This is a genomic window from Halomonas sp. MCCC 1A13316 (assembly GCF_014931605.1).
Lineage (GTDB): Bacteria > Pseudomonadota > Gammaproteobacteria > Pseudomonadales > Halomonadaceae > Halomonas.
Genome location: NZ_CP053382.1, coordinates 2,282,248 through 2,300,885, shown reverse-complemented (window position 1 = coordinate 2,300,885; position 18,638 = coordinate 2,282,248). Strand labels below are relative to the sequence as shown.

Sequence of the window (18,638 nt, the reverse complement as noted above, 5' to 3'; positions counted from 1 at the left end):
TCGTCGCGTCGCTCAGGGCTCACTGTGTGGCAGGATCACTTCGGTCAGCGTCCCCCCGTCCGGATGATTATACAGGCTCACGCCGCCGCCGAAGCGGTTGATCGTGGCATGCGTCAGGAACAGCCCGATGCCGAGCCCCTTGCTCTTGGTCGAGACAAAGGTTTCGCCCAGCTGGTCGGCGATGTCCAGGGTGACTCCGGGGCCATGGTCGCGGATGTCGATCACCACATCCTGGGCGTTCCAGTCCAGGCCGATGTTGATGTCGTCGGGGTTGGCATCCGCTGCGTTGTTGAGCAGGTTGGTAATTGCCTGGTCGAGAGTGGTGTCGACCTTGAGCCAGGGAGTGCCGCGCTGACTAGCGATCTCGAGGCGATGACTGACGTCGGGGCGCAGCACCAGCCAGCGCTGCACCACGCCCTTAAGCCAGTCGCGGGAATCGCGGACTTCCGGTTCGGCCATGCGCCGCCGATCGGCGCTCTCCACCAGGTGACGCAGCCGCGACTTGCACACGTCGACCTGGCGCCGCAGCAGTTCGATGTCCTCGAGCAGTTCGGGATTGTCGCGAGCGTCCTGGCGCATTTCGCTGAGCAGCACCGCCATGGTCGACAGAGGCGTGCCCAGCTCATGGGCAGTGCCGGCAGCCTGGGTGGCCACGGCGACGATCTGCTCGTTACGCAGCGCCGACTCCCGGGTCTGGGAAAGGGCTCGCTCACGGCTGCGCAGGGCGTGGGCCATCTTGTAGATGAAGAAGGTCACCAGCCCGGCCGAGAGGCCGAAGTTGAGCCACATGCCCAGCACATGCAGGTTGAGCACCTCGTTGCCTTGATCGTGGGTCAACTGCGGGACCGGGTGGTAGTCCCCCAGCAACAAGGTGTAGGACGCCATGGCAGAGACGGCGACGATCCAGGCGTAGCGCCAGGGCAGGGTGGCGGCGGCAATGGTGACCGGTACCAGGTAGTAGTTGATGAACGGGTTGGTGGCGCCGCCGGTGAGGTAGAAGAGTAGCGTCAGGCCGAACACGTCGACGAGCAGGTGAATCACGTACTCGATATGGTTGACTGCCCATTGGCGGCCGAGCCGCCACCAGGTGAAGAGATTGACCAGCCCCATGCCGACGATGACGCCGATTACCGCGGTAACCTCGAGCTCGAAGTGAAGCAGTTCGATCCCGACGATGACCGCCGCCAGGAAACCGGTCCAGGTGATGCCACGCACGATGGTCAGGCGAACCAGGTTGCGACTGGGGGTCGATAGCGGCAGAGGGGGGGCGGTTGGCATGGTAACTCCAAGAGACAGAACTGTACCCATCATATCGTGAATTTCTTTTGGGCATTGTGTCGGGATTCTGCCGATAATGATGTGTTTCACATGGGTTTATTGGAAATCAATATCATATAGCACTGGGGTTTAAGCTTCGTCAGGCTTATTCTTTAGTCGCAAATTGAAATCAATTATAATTGGTCATACCAGTAAAAAGCTGAATTAATGCAAGGGTTTGGAATGACAGGTATCATGGTCTTACCAAAAAGATCAAACGAATGTCCCACCTCGTCACTGCTGGTGGTTAATCGGCTTTTTGGATAGCTTGGTAGGAGGTTGCGGAAAGCTTTTCCGAAACTTTATTGTCAAGCAAGGGACGACAGACGACAGGGCACTTCCCCCATGGGGGTGGATGCATGCTAGCCAAGGATGACAACAACAAATCCCGCTCATGAGTGTTGCGGGGCGCGCTACTAACTGGAGTCATGACATGCAAGACGACAAGCTATCGCTCAAAGACAACATCAACATGCCGTGTGCCGATGAGCCGGGAACGCCTTCAACCTCGGGTCGACGTAGCTTTCTCAAGAAGGCTGCCTTGGGTTCTGCGGCCGCTGTGGCCGCTCCCTGGGTAGCCAACGTTCAGGCTCAGGAAGGCATTCGTATCAGCATGCAATCTTCGTGGCAGCCGGGTACGACTGGCTACAGCATCTTCGAGTCGTGGGCAGCAGGAGTAGCAGAGGCCACCGGGGGTGAGGTAAGCATCGAACCGTTCCCGGCTGGTGCTGTTGCAGGCGCCTTCGAGGTCGCCGATGCGGTGCGAAATGGCGTTCTCGACGGCCAGAACTGGTTTACCGTCTATTGGCCAGGCAAGATGCCGGCGGGTGTTTTCCTCACCGCGTATCCCATGGGTTTATCCGTTCCGCATCAGTGGGACATCATGTTTGGCGCCTACGGTGGGTTCGATATTGCAAAGGATCTCTACCGCAAACAGGGTCAAGAGCTACTGGGTTATGTGCATCATGACCTCAACCTGATCCACTCCAAGGTCCCGCTACGCAGTTTCGACGACTTCAACGGCGTCAAGATTCGCATGCCAGGTGGTATCGTAGCGGAGACCTTTGCAGCCATTGGTGCTCGAACCACTCTCTTGCCCGGTTCGGAAGTTTATCCGGCGCTGGAGAAAGGAACTATCGATGCAGCCGATTACACTGGCGCTGCCGTCAATTTCGAACTGGGGTTCTGGCAGGTCGCAGACTACATCATCATGGGGCCACCCTCGACTCCTTGTCTGCATCAGGCGGTCGATCTCATGGATATCTCCGTCAACCGCAGGGTCTTCGAGCGGATGTCGCCGCAGACCCAGGATCTCATGCATGACTTGGTGGCAGCCTACTCTCGAGAGCATTATGCTGCTATACAGAAGGCAAATGCCGAGGCTTGGCCGAAGTATCGCGAGAAGGGCGTGGAGATTATTCACCTCACTGAAGAAGACGCTACACGGTTCCGTGAAGCGGCAATTCCGCTGTGGTTCAAGTGGGCAAACAAAGATCCAGATGCAGCTCGTCTATTCAAGGCCCACCTGGATACCATGATGGATCCTGCTGTTGCGTTGATAACAGATGAAGATATAAAAGATTACGAGCTCAACCTCTAATCTCCAATCAGCCTGGTGCCGGATGCTACTTGTACAAATGCTTGTGGTGTCCGGTTTCAACATATAGAAAATAACCTTGTCGGTCGAACCGGCGATCCGTTGCTACTGCTGAAGTCAGTAGTTTTACGGAGGAGCATTCATGAATCTCGAGATAAATTTTGTTCTACCTCATTGGCTATACTGGGCGGTATTGCTAGTACTACCCTTGGTCGTGATGTTCTTCGTTGCAAGGAGCTTTCGGCGCGGAGGGACCATAAGTGGAGGCGACACTGCAGAATTGCCGGTTACAGAGGGTTACAGCGAAGCCTATGCCCCTCCAGGCAACGTGCTCACCAAGACCATTGACAGGATATCCGGCTTCGCTGGGCAGTATGTTGCCTATTGGGCGTTGATCGCGCCGTTTGTCTTCGCCTATGAAGTGCTGGTGCGCTATGCCTTCAACTCGCCGACCAACTGGGCGCATGAGTCAATGACGTTGATGTTCGGCATGCAGTATCTTATCGCAGGGGGGTTTGCACTGCGGGAAGGGGGGCATGTCAGGGTCGATATCCTCTATAGTCGGGCCCGGCCGATCAACAAGGCTGCGCTGGACCTGATGACGTCGGTTTTCTTCTTCATCTTCACCATTGCCTTGCTCGTTACAGGTTGGAAATTCTTTTCCCAATCCGTCAGTGACAAGTTCTTCTTTGGCTCTAGCTATGCCAACGAGACATCCTTTACTGAATGGGCAATTCAGTTCTATCCCGTGAAGTTCATGCTGTTCTTCGGCGCCTTGTTGCTACTGCTGCAGGGGGTGGCCCAGCTGATACGCGATTTCCAATTATTTCGCCACTTCTGGCAGCGTCGGGAGTCCAGTCATGCTTTCGCAGCGATATTAATGGCTGTTGCTGTCGCGCTAGCCGCCTGGCTGCTGTTTGAAATGGTCAATATCGCCGTGACAGATTACGAAAGTCTGCCTTTCAGTCTGGAGTCGAGCCTCAGCGGGGTTGGGATCGGTGGATTGACTTTGGTAATGTTCGGTGCGCTGATGGTCGTGCTCGTGGCGGGCCTGCCGCTGGCATTCGTCACAGGCGGACTCGGGGTGGTGTTTCTGTACCTTGTCGGCAGCCAGGATATGCTCAATCTCATGCCGTCTCGTATCTTCCCGATGATGACGAATTACCAGCTTTCAGCAATTCCCTTGTTCATCTTCATGGCTTCCGTACTTGAGAAGGCGGGCATCATCGAGGAATTGTTCGATGTTGTCTACAAGTGGATGGGGGGGCTCAAGGCAGGCCTGGCAATAGCCACCGTCATTGCCTCGACCCTGCTGGCGGCCATGGTCGGCGTGATCGGGGCGGCAGTCGTGACCATGGGACTGATCGCCCTCCCGGCTATGCTGAAGCGCAATTACAACCCCGAGATCGCGATCGGCTCGATCATGGCAGGTGGGACGCTCGGTATCCTGATTCCGCCATCCATACTGGCCATCATCTATGGGGTCATTGCTCAGCAATCCGTAGGCGAACTATATCTTGGTTCACTGATCCCGGGCTTGTTGCTTGCCGGCATGTATGGCCTGTACTGCTGGCTGCGCGGTACGCTCAACCCGGCCATGGCTCCGCCGATGCCGGTCGCCGACCGAGTCGACATGAAGGAGAAGCTGCGTCTGCTGCGCAACATGCTGGCTCCCATCGTGCTGGTCGTTCTCGTGCTTGGTATTATCTTCACCGGTATTGCTACACCTGTGGAGGCGGCAGGCATCGGCACCTTCGGGGCGCTGATAGTGGCTGCCCTGCATAAGCGGTTGACCTGGCCAAACTTGCATGCTGCCTGCATGACGACGCTGGTGGCTTCGGCAATGGTGATGTGGATCATCTTTGGCGCCAGCATCTTCGTCGGTTTCTATATCCTTCAGGGGGGGCAGACATTCGTGCAGGAGCTCATCTCGGGAGCAGGACTGGGGCCGTACATGGTGCTGGCCTTGATGATGGTTCTCCTGGTGGCACTGGGGATGTTCCTCGACTGGGTGGGCATTCTGCTGCTGGCGGTGCCTATCTTCGTTCCGCTGATAAAAGGGTTGAGCTTCGATGGTGTGCTAGGGTTGCCTGGGGTGGATCCAGCCAATGTCTCGCTATGGTTCGGGGTCATATACTTGGTCAACATGCAGATGTCGTTTCTTAGCCCCCCTTTCGGTTATGCCCTGTTCTACATCAAGGGAGTATGCCCCCCCCATATCACCATGGGTCAGATCTTCCGGTCTTCCTTCCCGTTCCTGGGTATCCAGGCGCTGGGTCTGCTCTTGGTCATACTGTTCCCGGCTCTGGTAACGTGGCTACCGAATCTGGCTTATGGGTAGAGGCTGAGGTCGTTTCATGCTGAAAAAATGCTCCCTTCGGGGAGCATTTTGCGTCTGCATCGCTATTCCGTGTGGAGTACCCCCTCTAACCGCCCTACAACTCTTGGTATCAAAGCCGTAGAATGCGTGCCATCCCACACTCACGCACCCATATGGGTGCCATACGACGAATTCGAGACTGATGTCTGATGCCGATCTGGCCCGGGAAGTCGGGCTGCGCAGAACCTTTGCCATTATCTCGCACCCCGATGCGGGCAAGACCACCATCACCGAGAAGATGCTGCTGTTCGGAAACGCCATCCAGCTTGCCGGTTCGGTGAAGAGCAAGCGCAACGACCGCCACGCCACCTCCGACTGGATGAAAATGGAGCAGGAGCGGGGCATCTCGGTGACCACCTCGGTGATGCAGTTCCCCTACGGCGGACGCATCGTCAATCTGCTCGACACCCCGGGGCACGAGGACTTCTCCGAGGATACCTACCGCACGTTGACGGCGGTGGACTCGGCGCTGATGGTGATCGACGGTGCCAAGGGCGTCGAGGCGCGTACCATCAAGCTGATGGAAGTGTGCCGCCTGCGCACCACGCCGATCCTCACCTTCATCAACAAAATGGATCGCGACATCCGCGACCCCATCGAGGTGATGGACGAGGTCGAGACGGTCCTGAACATCGAGTGTGCACCGATGACCTGGCCGATCGGCATGGGGCGCCACTTCAAGGGGGTCTATCACCTCTACAACGATGTAATCCACCTTTATACCCAGGGGCAGGGCAGCCGCATTCCCGAAGACAAGCGCATCGAGGGCCTGGACAGCCCCGAGGTCGAGGCGGTGCTGGGTGCGGAACAGGCCGAGGAACTGCGCATGGAGGTGGAATTGGTGCGCGGCGCCTCGCATGAATTCGACCTCGATGCCTACCTGCGCGGCGAGCTGACCCCGGTCTACTTCGGTACCGCCATGGGCAACTTCGGCGTGCGCGAAATGCTCGACGGTTTCGTCGAGTACGCGCCGCCTCCCCAGCCGCGCGAGACCGACACGCGCAGCGTCGATGCCCAGGATTCACGCTTTACCGGCTTCGTGTTCAAGATCCAGGCCAACATGGACCCCAAACACCGTGATCGTATCGCCTTCCTGCGGGTCTGCTCGGGCAAGTACGAGAAGAACATGAAGATGCGACACGTGCGTCTGGGCAAGGACGTCAAGATTGCCGATGCTTTGACATTCATGGCATCCGACCGTGCCCATGTGGAGGAGGCGTGGCCCGGCGACATCATCGGCCTGCACAACCACGGTACCATCCAGATCGGCGATACCTTCACCATGGGTGAGGACATGCGCTTCACTGGTATTCCGCACTTTGCCCCGGAGCTGTTCAAGCGCGTACAACTGAAGGACCCGCTCAAGCTCAAGGCGCTGCAGAAGGGCTTGCAGCAGCTCTCCGAGGAGGGCGCCACGCAGCTGTTCCAGCCGCTGGACAACAACGACCTGATCCTGGGTGCCGTGGGCACCCTGCAGTTCGATCTTGTCGCCCATCGCCTCAAGGAGGAGTACAAGGTCGACTGCGTCTATGAGCCGGTCAACGTGCAGACCGCGCGCTGGATCTATTGCGACGATGCCAAGAAGCTCGACGAGTTCAGGCGCAAGGCGAGCACCAACCTGGCGCTGGATGGCGGCGGCTACCTGACCTACATTGCTCCCACGAGGGTCAACCTGCAGATGACTCAGGAGCGCTGGCCGGAGATTCGCTTCGCCGCCACTCGCGAGCACTGACGCCAGGCACGCCGGGAATGTCGCGGAGTTGAAGGGAGGAATGGGGGACATGGCATCCAAGATGCTGAAGGAGTTCCGCGAATTCGCGGTCAAGGGCAATGTCGTCGACATGGCGGTGGGTATCATCATCGGCGCTGCCTTCACCTCCATCGTCAACAGCCTGGTGAAGGATGTCTTTACCCCGTTGATCGGCCTGGTGACGGGCGGAATGAATTTCACCAACCAGTTCCTGGTACTGCGCGACGGCACTGGCGACGAGATCTACCACACCCTGGAACAGGCCCAGGCGGCCGGGGCAGTGACCCTCAACTACGGTCTGTTCCTGAATGCCTTGCTATCGTTCCTCATCGTGGCTTTCGCTACCTTTCTGCTGATTCGCAACATCAACCGGCTCAAGAACCTGGCCTATCGCCCCGAGACGGCAGCCGCACCCACCGTCAAGGATTGCCCGTACTGTCTGAGCAAGATTCCCATTCCGGCCAGCCGCTGCCCGGCCTGCACCTCGCAGTTGCCTGCAATGCAACCCGAATCGAGGTGACACGGCGGCGTGGCCATTCCACGCAAGGAGCATGACACGGATGTTGATAGACGCTCACTGCCATCTCGACTTCGAAGCCTTCGATGACGATCGCGAGGCAATGTTCGAGCGCGCCCGGGCAGCCGGCGTCGGTCTTTTCATGGTCCCGGGCACGACCCGCGAGCGCTGGCCGGCGGTGCTGGCGCTGGGCAAGCGCGCTGACGTCCATGTCAGCCTTGGCCTGCATCCCTATTTCATGCATGAGCATGGCGAAGGCGATGTCGAGGCCTTGGCCCGCATGCTCGACGAGCAGCAAGAGGTGAAGGCGCTGGGTGAGTGCGGCATCGATGCACGCTTCGAGGAGACCCTGGATGCCCAGTGGGCGTTGTTCAACGCCCAACTGCGCCTGGCCAAGTCGCGCCGGTTGCCGGTGGTGATACATTGCGTGCATGCCAACGACAAGGTGTCCCAGCGACTTCGGCAGCTCGATCTGCCAGCAGGCGGTCTGATCCACGCCTTTTCCGGCTCACCGGACCAGGCGTGGAAGTTCCTCGACCTCGGCTTCGTGGTGGGGCTGGGCGGTGCGGTCACCTACGAGCGCGCTCAACGCCTGTGGCGTGCGGTGAAAAGCCTGCCCGAGGATGGCTTCGTGCTGGAGACCGACAGCCCGGATATGCCGCTGTGCGGTCATCAGGGGCAGCGCAATGAGCCGGCGCGTATCGGCCAGGTGTGCGAGACGGTGGCAAAACTGCGGGGGGGGAGCGCCGAGGCGATCGCCGCACAGAGCACGGCGACCGCGAAACGCGTGTTCGGCATCGACTGAGGGCTTCGAGCCGCTTCAGCCGGCCGCCTGCGCCAGGTTTTCCGGATCGAGCCGCTCGATGGGATAGGGCAGCTTCAATAGCTTGACGGCCTGGCCGTCTACGCTCAGCGGCCCAATTTCCTCCTTGGTGGTGAGTACTGCCAGCACCTCGACCTGGCCGTAGGCGTCTAGCTCCGCAGCCACGACCTCGCCCTGGCTCTTGCCATTCTCATCGACCACTGTTGTACCCAGTTCGGGCAGGCGATCGCCTTCCAGCTGGGCCCGCACCAGGCGCTTCTTCACCTGGCCGCGAAAATGCGCACGCGCCACGACTTCCTGGCCGGTGTAGCAGCCTTTCTTGAAACTGACGCCACCCAGCGCCTCCCAATTGATCATCTGCGGCAGCAGGGCATCCTGATGGGTGGGGGTGAGCCAGGCGAGTCCGGCCTGAATGTCTTGCAGGCACCATACGGCATTGCCCACCAGAAGTGCCTGTTCGGCGAGGCGGCTGGCAATCGCTTCGGCCTGGGGCAGCGGCAGGCAGGCCAACAGCCGCTGCTGCGGGCCGGGATGGGCCAGCAACTGGAACTCCTGGTCGCCGACCTGATGCCACAGCGCGGGCGGCGTGACGTCGAAGTGCACCTCGGCCAGGGCGAGAGCTTCCTTGCCGGTCAGCCCCAGCAGCGCCAGGTCGTCACGAATGGAAAGCTCGCTCTTGTAGAAGGGAGCAAACTTCTTGAGGTGGTCACGCAGCGGCTCCAGCAGGCCGCGATGCAGGATCAGGCGGTAACGGTCGGCGTCGATTCGCAATAGTTGGGCGTTGGCCAGCATGCGCCCCTTGGCGCTGCAGAAGCAGGTCAACGGGGCGTAGTCGCCATCGGCGAGATCGACCTGGGCACTGGTCTGGCCTTGCAGCAGCTTTCCGGCACCGGGCCCGGTCACGTCGAGTACGCCAAATTGGACGAGAGGCGTGATGACGGTGCGCTCCTTGGCCTGGCGGGCGGGGTCGGGAGTATCGAATGCCACCCGTTCATCGCTCACGCGTCGCCCACCCAGGGCGGTTATCCAATCGCTCATGCCTGTCTGGCTCCGGGTCGTCGTGGGGAATACTTTAAGTAGGGTATGCGGGCGCAAGCGACCGATTGCAAGCGGTGTCGCCTCCAGAGGGTCATGCTAGACTTGGTTTTTCCTTGTTCCATGCCCAGGGGAGTCATGCATGCCACAGCAGTCGCTCAGTTTCAGCGGCGTGGATAGCGCCGATCAGGTTAACCGTATCACCACGGCCCTGATGATGGTGGATGGCGTGGAGAGTGCAGAGGTGGGTCGCCATGGGGCGGATGTGGAAGGCCGTGTCAGCCGCGATGCGTTGATAAGGGCTGTTCAAGCCTTAAATCTACCTATTGAAATCAAATAACCGAGCGGAACAGTCAATGCACAAGGCTATCGAAATCGTCAGCGAACGCAACAGCATCCTTCGTCAGCGGGTCCGGATAGAGGGCTTCGAGGACCTGTTTGTGGACGTGCCAAAGGCGTACGGCGGTGAGGGCACTGCACCGGACCCGCACGATTACTTTGACCTTTCCCTCGGCGCCTGCAAGGCCATCACTGCGCAGATGTACGCCCAGCGCAAGCAGTGGCCGCTCGAGGGAGTCAGCGTCAGGGTCAATCGCGACGACAGCGAGGAACGCAAGGGCACTTACCGACTCGAAGTGGTGATGACTTTCCACGGCATCGAGGACGAGGTGCAGCGGGCCCGGCTCGAGGAGATCAGCCACAAGTGTCCCATTCACCGCCTGATGACCAGCGCCACCGTGGAGGTCACCACGCGCACCGCCCTTGTTGCCGAAGCGTAGGCCGGGAATCGGTCTTATACTGTTTTTCGCTATCGGTACGTTCCGCCCAGGCGCCGCATGGCGCCTGTAGCTCGTCTGGAGTCGCCATGAGCAAGCCGTTTCGCCTCAAAGCCAATTTCGAGCCCGCCGGTGACCAGCCTGCCGCGATAGAGAGCCTGATCAGCGGGCTCGAGTCCGGGCTGGCCCACCAGACGCTGCTCGGCGTGACCGGATCGGGCAAGACCTTCACCATGGCCAACGTGGTCGAGCGGCTGCAGCGGCCAACCATCGTCATGGCGCCCAACAAGACCCTGGCGGCGCAACTCTACGGTGAGTTCAAGTCCTTCTTCCCCGACAATGCCATCGAGTATTTTGTCTCTTACTACGACTACTACCAGCCTGAAGCCTACGTACCCTCGTCGGACACCTTCATCGAGAAGGACGCCTCGATCAACGACCACATCGAGCAGATGCGGCTCTCGGCCACCAAGGCCTTGCTCGAGCGGCGCGATGCACTGATCGTGGTCTCGGTCTCGGCGATCTATGGTCTTGGTGATCCCGACCAGTACCTGAAGATGCGCCTGCACTTCACCCGCGGTGAGCTGATTGACCAGCGCTCGTTCCTGCGCCGCCTGGCGGAGCTGCAGTACACGCGCAACGACATGGACTTCAAGCGCGGCACTTACCGCGTGCGCGGCGACGTGATCGACATCTACCCGGCGGATTCCGACGAGGAGGCGGTGCGGGTCGAGCTGTTCGGCGACGAGATCGACTCGATTCGCTTGTTCGATCCGTTAACCGGAGAGGTGCGCGGCCATGTCCCGCGCATGACCATCTACCCCAAGAGCCACTACGTGACGCCGCGGGAGACGATCATCTCGGCCGCCGAGCGGATCAAGGCCGAGCTGATCGAGCGCCTGGCGTGGCTGCGCAAGAACGATCGGTTGGTGGAGGCCCAGCGGCTCGAGCAGCGTACGCTCTACGATCTCGAGATGATGAACGAACTGGGCTACTGCAACGGCATCGAGAACTACTCGCGCTACCTCTCCGGGCGCAACCCCGGTGAGCCGCCGCCCACATTCTTCGATTACCTGCCCGACGATGCCCTGCTGTTCATCGACGAGTCCCACGTCAGCGTTCCCCAGGTGGGGGGTATGTACAAGGGAGACCGCTCGCGCAAGGAGACGCTGGTCGAGTATGGCTTCCGCCTGCCATCGGCGTTGGACAACCGCCCGATGACCTTCGAAGAGTGGGAAAGCATTAGCCCGCAGACGATTTTCGTCTCGGCCACGCCCGGCCCTTATGAGGCCGCGCACGCCGGGCAGGTGGTAGAGCAGGTGGTGCGTCCCACCGGACTGGTCGATCCCGAGATCGAGGTGCGCCCGGCCTCGACCCAGGTCGACGACCTGCTCTCCGAAATTCGCCTGCGTACGGAGGTGGGCGAGCGGGTGCTGGTCACTACCCTGACCAAGCGCATGGCGGAGGACCTCACCGAATACTTCGACGAACATGGTGTCCGGGTGCGCTACCTGCACTCCGATATCGACACCGTGGAGCGGGTGGAGATCATCCGCGACCTGCGCCTGGGCAAGTTCGATGTGCTGGTGGGCATCAACCTGCTGCGCGAGGGGCTCGACATCCCCGAGGTATCGCTGGTGGCGATCCTCGACGCCGACAAGGAAGGTTTCCTGCGCAACGAGCGCTCGCTGATCCAGACCATTGGCCGGGCGGCGCGCAACGCCCACGGCAAGGCGATCCTCTACGCCGATCGGGTAACCGACTCCATGCGTCGCGCTATCGACGAGACCGAGCGGCGCCGGGCCAAGCAGGTCGCACACAACGAGGAGCACGGCATCACGCCGACCACCGTCACCCGCTCGGTGGCCGACATCATGGAAGCGGCTCAGGCGCCGGGGCGCAAGGGCAAGGGACGGCGCAGCGAGCGCAAGGTGGCCGAGGGCGCGGCGATCTACGACCTCTCGGAGCTATCGCCGACGGACCTGGTCAAGGAGGTCTCGCGGGTCGAGGACGCCATGTTCGAGGCGGCCCAGAACCTGGAGTTCGAGGAAGCGGCCAGGCTGCGTGATCGGCTGCATGAGTTGAAGGAGCGTCAGCTGGCGCTGGGCTAGGCATCGTTGATTGCCTGCTGCGCTCGACATCTTGCCCTCCGGTATCGAGGTAGCGCCCAGGGATGGGTTCACAGCGCCTCCTCATAGACCTGTCCGCGGATCAGCCCCGAGGGGGCAAGAGACTTAGGAAACACTGGATGCCCGAAGGCCCTGAGATTCGCCGTGCCGCCGACCGCCTGCACGAGCAGCTTGCCGGCAGACGGCTGGAGTCCGTGTGGTTCGCCCTCCCCGAGTTGGCCGCCGAGGCCGATTCGCTTGTGGGTCGCGAAGTCTCAGCAGTGGACAGCTGGGGCAAGGCGCTGCTCACCCGCTTCGACGACGGCCGCGTACTCTACTCCCACAATCAGCTCTATGGGGTCTGGAAGCTGCATGACGCTGAGCGCGAGCCCGACACCGAGCGTTCGTTACGGGTACGGCTGACCGCGGAAGGGCGCTCGGCCAGCCTCTACAGCGCCTCGGATGTCTCGCTGTGGCCGGCCGACAGACTCGATGAGCATCCACTCCTTTCCCGGCTTGGCCCCGATCTATTGACCCATGGCGTCACGCCGGAGCAGGTCATGGCCCGCCTGGCCGAGCCGCGCTTCGCGCGTCGCCGGCTAGGCGGGCTGCTACTCGATCAGGCGCTCCTCGCCGGCATCGGCAACTACCTGCGATCCGAGATCCTGTTCTTCGCTGGTGCCTCGCCCATTGAGAAGCCCCAGGAGTTGGGGGAGGAGCGCCTGGCGCTGCTGGCGCGCGCTATTCTCGACGTGACGCGGCGGGCCTACGGCCAGTCGGGCGTGACCAACCGTGACGAATGGGCAGCAGCCGCGCGTCGGCGAGGCGAAAGCCGGCGATTGTGCCGCTTTGCCGTTTACGAGCGCGATGGGTTGCCGTGCCACGACTGCGGGAGCCCGATAGTTCGGGAGAAAGTTGCTTCGCGGCGACTATATCGTTGCCCACGCTGTCAGCCAGGCTGATTCAATAGATTTATACCGTTATCTTGTGATCGTGCTAACCCCTATTCGACCTTGGCGGCACAACCCTGTCGGTCGGGGCTCGATACGGTATAATTCGCCACCGTTCGAACCCGCCGCTTCGCTCAGCGAATCCAGAAGCGGGCATGCCGACACTGCCGAGGAGTTCCTTGCACATGACCGTGATCCGCCAGGACGATCTGATCCAGAGCGTCGCCGACGCCCTGCAGTACATCTCATATTACCACCCCAAGGATTTCATCGACGCCATGGCGTCGGCGTACGAGCGGGAGGAGAACCCGGCGGCAAAGGATGCCATCGCCCAGATCCTGATCAATTCGCGCATGTGCGCCATGGGGCATCGCCCTATTTGCCAGGACACCGGCATCGTCACCGTCTTCGTACATGTGGGTATGAACGTACGCTTCGAAGCCGACATGAGTCTCGACGACATGATCAACGAGGGCGTGCGACGTGCCTACCAATTGCCGGATAACGTACTGCGGGCCTCGGTGCTGGCCGACCCGGACGGCAAGCGCAAAAATACCGGCGACAACACGCCGGCGGTAATCCATCACAAGCTGGTGCCTGGTGATACCGTCGAGGTGCATGTTGCGGCCAAGGGCGGCGGCAGCGAGGCCAAGAGCAAGTTCGCCATGCTCAACCCCTCCGATAGCGTTGCCGACTGGGTAATGGAGCAACTGCCCAAGATGGGAGCCGGTTGGTGTCCGCCCGGCATGCTCGGCATCGGCATCGGCGGTACCGCCGAGAAGGCCATGGAGATCGCCAAGGAGGCACTGCTCGATCCCATCGACATTCAGGAGCTGCAAGCCCGCGGGGCCTCGAATCGTGCCGAGGAGCTGCGCCTGGAGCTGTTCGACCGGGTCAACAAGAGCGGGATCGGTGCCCAGGGCCTGGGGGGCTTGACCACCGTGCTCGACATCAAGGTCAAGGATTTCCCGACCCACGCCGCCAACAAGCCGGTGGCGATCATTCCCAACTGCGCGGCCACGCGGCATGCCCATTTCACCCTGGATGGCTCCGGCCCCGCGGCGCTGCCGGCGCCCAAGCTCGAGGATTGGCCGGAGATCACTCGCGAGATGGGTAACAACGTCAAGCGCGTCGATCTCGACACCATCACTCCGGAGGAAGTGCAGACCTGGCAGCCGGGCGACACCCTGCTGCTCAACGGCAAGTTGCTCACCGGCCGTGATGCCGCCCACAAGCGCATGGTCGATATGATCGGCAAGGGTGAGGAGCTACCGGTCGACCTGAAAGGGCGGTTCATCTACTACGTAGGGCCGGTGGATCCGGTGCGCGACGAGGTGGTTGGCCCGGCCGGTCCCACCACAGCCACGCGCATGGACAAGTTTACCCGCACCATGCTGGAGGAAACCGGACTGCTCGGCATGGTCGGCAAGGCCGAGCGGGGGCCGGCGGCCATCGAGGCGATCCGCGACAACAGGGCGGTCTACCTGATGGCGGTGGGCGGCTCGGCCTACCTGGTGGCCCAAGCAATCAAGAAGTCACGCGTGGTGGGCTTCGCCGATCTGGGCATGGAGGCGATCTACGAGTTCGAAGTGGAGGACATGCCGGTCACCGTGGCGGTCGACAGCCAGGGTACCTCGGTGCACCAGACCGGCCCCGCCAAGTGGAAAGAGATCATCGCCGAGCGGGCCTGATCTCTCCTCGCCTGATCTCGATACCCGCGGCCTCGCCTTATGGCGGGGCCGCTCTCGTCTGGGGTATGCTGCAGATTGCTGTTTTTTCAGGGAGAGATCATGGCTTCAGGGCTGATCGGGCTGGCAATATTTCTGGTGCATCTGCTGGGCGTTCTCTCGGCGATCCTGGCGCTGCTCTCCAGCCGTACCTCACAGGGAGCCGTGGCCTGGATCATCTCGCTGGTCACCTTTCCCTATCTGGCGGTGCCGGCCTACTGGATTTTCGGTCGTCCGCGCTTCTATGGCTATGTGCTGTCACGCGGCGAGCGCGATACCGTGTTGCGCCGCATCCTGGTTCGCTATCGCCCGTGCCTGGAGCCCTTCCAGGCCGATGCGCGCAATCCCGACGTGCGTGCGATCGAAAAACTCGCCATGATGCCGTTGACCAGCGGTAACCAGGCCGAACTGCTGATTGATGGCAAGGAGACTTTCGATAGCATCTTCGACGGCATCGATGCCGCCGAAGAGTACGTGCTGGTGCAGTTCTTCATCGTTCGCCACGATGCCCTGGGGCATCAGCTCAAGGAGCACCTGCTGCGAGCGGCGGAGCGTGGCGTGCGGGTTTACTTCCTGTTCGATGACATGGGTAGCCGCAAACTCTCGGAAGGCTACTTGCGCGAGCTGAAAAAGGGAGGCATCGAGGTCCATCCATTCCGTTCCTCCCGCGGTTTCAAGCATCGCTTTCAGCTCAATTTTCGCAACCACCGCAAGATTCTCGTGGTGGATGGCGGCGAGGGATGGCTCGGTGGCTTCAATGTCGGAGTCGAGTACCTTGGCCAGCACCCGCGCCACGGGCCTTGGCGGGATACCCACCTGAAACTCACCGGTCCCAGCGTGCTGGGGTTACAAGAGGCATTCTGGGAGGATTGGCATTGGGCCACCGGCGAGGTCATCAATCTGTGCTGGGAACCACGGATCACCTGCGAAGAGTGCCAGAACGTGATCATCGTGCCATCGGGACCCGCTGATCGGCAGGAGACCGCCAGCCTGCTGGTCCAGCATGCCATACACAGCGCCCACGAACGGCTATGGGTCACGAGCCCCTACTTCGTTCCGGATCAGGGCGTACAGGATGCCTTGCGCCTGGCCGCCATGCGTGGCGTCGATGTGCGTATCATGATGCCCGAGCATCCCGATCACTTGTTGATCTATCTCTCTGCCTTCTCGTTCCTTCCCGACATGGTGCGGGCAGGCGTCAAGGTATTTCGCTACCAGCCGGGCTTCCTGCATCAGAAAGTGATTCTGGTCGATGATATCGCCGCGACGGTCGGCACGGTGAACCTCGACAACCGCTCGTTTCGTCTCAACTTCGAAATCACCGCTTATATTCCCGATCGTCGTTTCGCAGCAGAAGTATGCCAGATGCTCGAGCGCGACTTCGCCGTCTGTCGCCAGATCAGCTATGACGAGCTGCAGCATAGACCGCTATGGAGCAAGCTCGTGTCGCGCGCCGCCTATCTCACGGCACCGATCCAGTAGGTGGTGAAGTCACTTGGGTTCGGCGGGCAGCTGGGGTAAATTAGGCACCGCCTAACAACGCTATTTAATTCGCTCTATTGCTGTCAGCGGGAGTCCCGGTGAACCTCGAGACAAAGTGGCTGGAAGATTTCGTGGCCCTGGCCAACACCCGCAGCTTCTCTGCCTCCGCCCGGCAGCGTCATGTCACCCAGCCCGCCTTCAGTCGTCGTATTCGGGCGCTGGAACAGGCGGTGGGAGTGACCCTCGTCGACCGTTCCACCACCCCGATCAATCTGACGCCCGAAGGGCAGCTCTTTCTGATTACGGCGCGTAATCTGGTGGAGCAGCTCAACGAGTGTCTGGGCCACTTGCGCGGCGTGTCCATGGCACGTGAAGCGCTGGACATCGTCGCCGCCCATTCTCTGGCGCTGAGCTTCTACCCCGAGTGGATCTCGCGGCTTCAGGAAGGATTGGGGGAGTTGCCGACGCGCCTGGTGGCCATGAACGTGGGCGAGGCGATTCACGTGCTGCGCGAAGGCAACTGTGACTTGATGCTGGCTTACCATGATCCCTACGCCACCATGCAGTTGGATGCCGAAGTATTTCCCTCGTTCTCCATCGGCCAGGTCAAGATGCTGCCGGTCAGCCTTCCCGACCCCAAGGGCAAGCCTCGCTTCAGCCTCGAGAGCAAGGACACCATTCCCTATCTGTCCTATACCCAGGGCGCCTTTCTCGGGCGTAGCGTACGCATGCTGCTCAAGAACGATCCGCTGCGGCTGCGCTTGCGCACCGTCTATGAAACCGCGATGGCCGAGGGGCTCAAGGGCATGGTCCTGCAAGGAGTCGGACTGGCCTGGATTCCCGATTTCTGCGTGCGTGAAGAGCTCAAGAGCGGCAAGCTGGTGCGGGCCGGCGGCGAGAAGTGGGATGTTCCGCTGGAGATTCGCCTCTATCGCTGCTCGCTGGTACACAAGCCGGGCGTCGAGAAGCTGTGGCGGCAGATGATGAAGTTGCCGCGCGATTTCCTCCAAGCTTAAACCCCACCGAAATCGGCCGGCAGGCCGAGAAAATTCTGGATGATGAAGAAGTGGTCCTCGAACAAGCTGTCGGGTTCGAGTTCGGCCAGCGGTACCCAGCGCGCATGATCGCCACCCTTGACCGGCTTGAGCTGGGGGAGTTGTTGATCGGGGCGCAGTGCGAAATAGAAGGCTTCCGCGAGAGTGCGGCCACGCCAGCTGCGGTGGGGCTCGTCGAACAGTCGCTGGCCGCGCAGCGAGCCCTTGAGTACCGGTTCCGGCACCTTGAGTCGGACCCGTTCACGCAGTTCGCGCAGGCAGGCATCGAGCAGACGCTCGTGGGGGTTGATGAAGCCGCCGGGCAGTGCCAGCAGGCCCTTGCCGGGAGCTGCGGTGCGGCGTACCAGCAGCACGTGGCCGGATTGCACCACCACGGCGTTGACGGTAACGAAGATAGGCGGGTAGGGCGCGTTGACCCAGGCCTGACGATACTGCTCGAGCAGTTTCTGCTCCTCCATCAGTTGCTGGTGGGCATCGCTGCCGGCGAAGCGACGCAGCGCCTCGCACACGCCGGGAGGCAAGTCGTGGGTTGCCCCGGTGCTGAGGTAATCCTCGGTGGAGGAGGGGGATCGAAACAGCCGCTCGCGGATCTGGCTGGCCGAGATGCCGTCGACCAGCGGCACGCTGACGGACTCCCATTGGGGAAATAGCGACAGGTAGTAGCTCGACTGGCCGCGGCTGGCTCCGATCAGGCCGATGCGTGGTAGCCGGGCGTGGTGATGCCCGGCGATCTGCCGCACCTTGCGCTGCACGTCACGTACCCAGACGTCGTCGTTGTAGAGCGCATCCAGTAGCGGCACGATCTCTAGCCGCGCGTTTTCCTCCTCATCGAAGCAACTGCGCAGAAGCTCCTGGCGTTCATCGAAACGCCACGGATTGCGCAACGAACGCGCCTGCCAGGCCGAGCCCACCAGCACGATTACCTGACGCGCATGGCGCAGAGCCTCGTTGATCACCGCCAAGTGCCCCAGATGCGGGGGCTGGAAACGACCGATGAATACGAGACAGTCGAACTCATGATCGGTATCGCTCATCGGTAAATCCTTCGCTGGTGGCTCGGGGGGCCTATTATGGGCGTGGTCGGTACAGGGCTGCAATGCAAGCCGCCGGCCGACAGGAGC

At 61.1% G+C, this 18,638-nt stretch carries 15 protein-coding genes; 12 read left to right on the top strand and 3 right to left on the bottom strand.

What is annotated here, in order from left to right:
• Nucleotides 1–12: 12 nt before the first annotated feature.
• Nucleotides 13–1,278 carry an ATP-binding protein gene (locus HNO52_RS10650; protein WP_197565310.1) on the bottom strand — a complete coding sequence of 422 codons (1,266 nt, stop codon included), beginning with the start codon at nt 1,276–1,278 and terminating at the stop codon, nt 13–15.
• Nucleotides 1,279–1,750: 472 nt separating this feature from the next.
• Between HNO52_RS10650 and dctP the strand changes: the two genes are divergently transcribed.
• From dctP to HNO52_RS10625, 5 genes are all read left to right on the top strand, one after another.
• Nucleotides 1,751–2,917 carry a TRAP transporter substrate-binding protein DctP gene (dctP, locus tag HNO52_RS10645; protein WP_232090203.1) on the top strand — a complete coding sequence of 389 codons (1,167 nt, stop codon included), beginning with the start codon at nt 1,751–1,753 and terminating at the stop codon, nt 2,915–2,917.
• A gap of 139 nt (nt 2,918–3,056) precedes the next feature.
• The gene (locus tag HNO52_RS10640) at nt 3,057–5,255 is read left to right on the top strand and encodes a TRAP transporter large permease subunit (RefSeq protein ID WP_197565309.1); all 2,199 of its coding nucleotides are present in this window, start codon (nt 3,057–3,059) and stop codon (nt 5,253–5,255) included.
• Nucleotides 5,256–5,436: 181 nt separating this feature from the next.
• A complete protein-coding gene (locus HNO52_RS10635) occupies nt 5,437–7,026 on the top strand; it encodes a peptide chain release factor 3 (RefSeq protein WP_197565308.1) in 1,590 nt (529 codons plus the stop codon).
• Nucleotides 7,027–7,075: 49 nt separating this feature from the next.
• Complete coding sequence (gene mscL, locus HNO52_RS10630; RefSeq protein WP_197565307.1) at nt 7,076–7,564, top strand: large conductance mechanosensitive channel protein MscL; 489 nt, start codon at nt 7,076–7,078, stop codon at nt 7,562–7,564.
• A 40-nt stretch (nt 7,565–7,604) separates the two neighbouring features.
• Nucleotides 7,605–8,366 carry a TatD family hydrolase gene (locus HNO52_RS10625; RefSeq protein ID WP_197565306.1) on the top strand — a complete coding sequence of 254 codons (762 nt, stop codon included), beginning with the start codon at nt 7,605–7,607 and terminating at the stop codon, nt 8,364–8,366.
• A 15-nt stretch (nt 8,367–8,381) separates the two neighbouring features.
• On the opposite strand, the gene ygfZ is transcribed toward HNO52_RS10625, so the two are convergent.
• The gene (gene ygfZ, locus HNO52_RS10620; RefSeq protein ID WP_197565305.1) at nt 8,382–9,422 is read right to left on the bottom strand and encodes a CAF17-like 4Fe-4S cluster assembly/insertion protein YgfZ; all 1,041 of its coding nucleotides are present in this window, start codon (nt 9,420–9,422) and stop codon (nt 8,382–8,384) included.
• Between the two features lie 139 nt (nt 9,423–9,561).
• Here ygfZ and HNO52_RS10615 point away from each other — a divergent pair, with 139 nt between their 5' ends.
• The 7 genes from HNO52_RS10615 (at nt 9,562) to HNO52_RS10585 (ending at nt 17,478) form a co-directional block, all read left to right on the top strand.
• A complete protein-coding gene (locus tag HNO52_RS10615) occupies nt 9,562–9,759 on the top strand; it encodes a hypothetical protein (RefSeq protein WP_197565304.1) in 198 nt (65 codons plus the stop codon).
• Nucleotides 9,760–9,775: 16 nt separating this feature from the next.
• The gene (locus tag HNO52_RS10610) at nt 9,776–10,198 is read left to right on the top strand and encodes an OsmC family protein (RefSeq protein ID WP_197565303.1); all 423 of its coding nucleotides are present in this window, start codon (nt 9,776–9,778) and stop codon (nt 10,196–10,198) included.
• A gap of 86 nt (nt 10,199–10,284) precedes the next feature.
• Nucleotides 10,285–12,306 (top strand): excinuclease ABC subunit UvrB, encoded by a 2,022-nt coding sequence (gene uvrB, locus HNO52_RS10605; protein WP_197565302.1) that lies wholly within the window; start codon nt 10,285–10,287, stop codon nt 12,304–12,306.
• A 137-nt stretch (nt 12,307–12,443) separates the two neighbouring features.
• Entirely contained in the window at nt 12,444–13,265 is an 822-nt protein-coding gene (nei, locus tag HNO52_RS10600) for an endonuclease VIII (RefSeq protein ID WP_197565301.1), read from the top strand.
• A 173-nt stretch (nt 13,266–13,438) separates the two neighbouring features.
• A complete protein-coding gene (locus tag HNO52_RS10595; RefSeq protein ID WP_197565300.1) occupies nt 13,439–14,944 on the top strand; it encodes a fumarate hydratase in 1,506 nt (501 codons plus the stop codon).
• Between the two features lie 99 nt (nt 14,945–15,043).
• A complete protein-coding gene (cls, locus tag HNO52_RS10590; protein ID WP_197565299.1) occupies nt 15,044–16,462 on the top strand; it encodes a cardiolipin synthase in 1,419 nt (472 codons plus the stop codon).
• Nucleotides 16,463–16,560: 98 nt separating this feature from the next.
• Nucleotides 16,561–17,478: a LysR substrate-binding domain-containing protein gene (locus HNO52_RS10585; protein ID WP_197565298.1), complete on the top strand. Its 918-nt coding sequence runs from the start codon at nt 16,561–16,563 to the stop codon at nt 17,476–17,478.
• Here HNO52_RS10585 and HNO52_RS10580 read toward each other — a convergent pair.
• Nucleotides 17,475–18,551, bottom strand: a complete 1,077-nt coding sequence (locus HNO52_RS10580) for a bifunctional nicotinamide-nucleotide adenylyltransferase/Nudix hydroxylase (protein ID WP_197565297.1) — start codon at nt 18,549–18,551, stop codon at nt 17,475–17,477. The genes HNO52_RS10585 and HNO52_RS10580 overlap by 4 nt on opposite strands.
• Between the last annotated feature and the right edge of the window lie 87 nt (nt 18,552–18,638).